Annotated in this window: 1 protein-coding gene; it reads right to left on the bottom strand. The window is 49.2% G+C overall.

The genetic code is table 11. The features are described from left to right. Positions 1-4: 4 nt before the first annotated feature. A partial coding sequence (locus tag U2718_RS13210) for an arylsulfatase (RefSeq protein WP_411813277.1) occupies positions 5-2,417 on the bottom strand: 2,413 nt, incomplete at its 5' end.

Here is a 2,417-nt window from a genome sequence, read left to right as displayed (position 1 = left end):
GAATCTATTGCAGTGCGATCGCAATTCGCAGTCGTTCTTCTAGTGAGATAAAGTTATCAGCATCCTGGGCATCTTTACCTACATCAATTTCCACCCAATTCACCTCACCATTGAACTTATTGGCGCTGTAGTCCTTGGTGACTGGAGAACCTGACTCAAAGCCGATATCTAGGGTTTCGTCCGCCGAGAAAACGAAGGGTTCGGTCTGTTCTACTCGTCCTGCTCCAATTTTTTGACCGTCTAAAAACAGAGCGACATCTCCACCTTTCCCTAAACCACCCCCATCGTAGGCGAATTCCACGCGAACTTGATGTTTCCCAGAAGGAAGTATATCTGCCCCTTCAACATAGTAATGATTTAAACCGAAGAAGTTGTAGCAGTATTTCAGCTTGCCCTGCTTGGCATAAAGACTCCAACCGCCAATAATGCCACCAACGGCAACAATTACACCTTCCGCTTTTGATTGAGGGAGAATTAACTCAGCCGTGACAGCAAAAGAGTTATTTTTGTAGTCAACAATTGAGTTTTCCGTTAATCGTCCCATGCCACCAAACAGCAGTTGACGCTTTCCTTTCACCAATTGTGGACGACCCGCAAGCGTGGGGTTAGATCGTTCGGCAGAGCGGTCATCCAGGGGAATCACATTATATTTCACCGCTTCGATTAACCACAGTCGCTGTAATTCCTTGAGTTGATCGGGATATTCCTTGGCTAGATCCCTCGCTTGACTCCAGTCTTTGGTCGTATCGTATAGTTCCCAGCGATCATCATCAAAAGCCGGGAGTTGCATCATGCCGATTACCCAGGGAGTACGGTGTTTCGTCACGGCTGTCCATCCTTGATGATAGATGCCCCGATTGCCAAACATCTCGAAATATTGCGTCTGGTGGCGATCTGGGGCAGTAGCCTCATTGAAAGAGTAAGCCATGCTTACCCCTTCTAGCGGCTTTTGTTGTACGCCATTCACAAAGGTGGGTTCTGGTAAATTGGTTACTTCTAGAACGGTTTTGGCAATATCAATCACATGGTGGAACTGGGAACGAATTTCCCCTTTAGCTTGAATGCCAGTTGGCCAGTGAACAATCGTGCCGTTGCGGGTGCCGCCAAAGTGGGAAGCAACCTGTTTCGTCCACTGATAGGGGGTACACATGGCATGCGCCCAACCCACCGCATAATGATTGTAGGCTTCTGGCCCCCCAAATTGGTCGATACGTTCGCTCAAGAAATCTGCGGTTTCTAAATGGGCAAACCCCTGAAGCGTCACCATTTCGTTAAACGTGCCTTGGAGCGATCCCTCAGCAGAGGCTCCGTTATCGCCAATAATGTAATAGATCAGGGTATGATCGAGGATTTCCAAGTCCGCTAGGGCATCGATCAACAAACCAATATGATAGTCGGTGTGTTCCAAGAAGCCCGCATACACTTCCATCTGACGAGCTAAAATCGGTTTCATCGGCTCTGGTACGTCATCCCAAGCGGCAATCCCTTCACTACGAGGCGTTAATTCCGTATCGGGGGGAACGATTCCCAGTTGTTTTTGACGGGCGAGGGTTTCCTCTCGTATCCGATCCCAGCCTTGATCAAACTGTCCTTTGTACTTATCCGCCCATTCTTTGGGGACATGGTGAGGAGCATGGGTGGCACCAGGAGCGAAATACATGAAGAATGGTTTATCGGGCATGAGAGCTTTTTGCTGGCGTACCCAGCTAGTCGCCTTACGGGTCATGTCTGAGGTAAGATGGTATCCTTCTTCTGGGGTTTGATCGGGTTCAATGGGAGTCGTTCCCTCGTAGAGTGCAGGGTAATACTGATTGGTTTCGCCGCCGATAAATCCGTAAAAATATTCAAAACCGCCGCCACCTGTAGGCCAGCTAGTGAATGGCCCCATCGGACTCGTCTCCCACACGGGAACTTCATGACACTTGCCGAATTGAGCGGTAGAGTAGCCATTGAGCTTGAGAATTTCCGCTAGAGGAGCGCAGGTATTGGGACGCAGAGAGTTATTACCGGGGGCAGAAGTGGCCATTTCAGTAATCGCGCCAAAGCCAACGGAATGATGGTTGCGTCCAGTCAAAAGAGCAGCGCGAGTGGGAGAGCAAAGGGCTGTGGTATGAAAGCGATTATATTTCAGTCCGTTTTGGGCTAATCTTTCGGCGCTTGGTGTCTGAATAGGGCCGCCAAAGGCAGAAGAAGCGCCAAACCCCACATCATCGAGTAAAATCACTAGCACATTCGGCGCACCTGTAGGAGGACGTAGGGGGACAATGGGGGGATATTGGGTGTTGGGGTCTTTTGCGTCGAAGGTGGTGAGTCCAATTGGTTGAATGTCCGGAATAGGTAAGACTTGACGTTGTAGGCGATCGTTAGAATTAGTCATGATTTTGTCTGCTAGTATTTTGTGTTTTAGTCCGGATTTT

This window comes from Chlorogloeopsis sp. ULAP02 (assembly GCF_038404745.2).
Classification (GTDB): domain Bacteria; phylum Cyanobacteriota; class Cyanobacteriia; order Cyanobacteriales; family Nostocaceae; genus Chlorogloeopsis.
The sequence above is the reverse complement of the archived record's forward strand: the minus strand, read 5'-3'. Positions and strand labels throughout refer to the sequence as shown.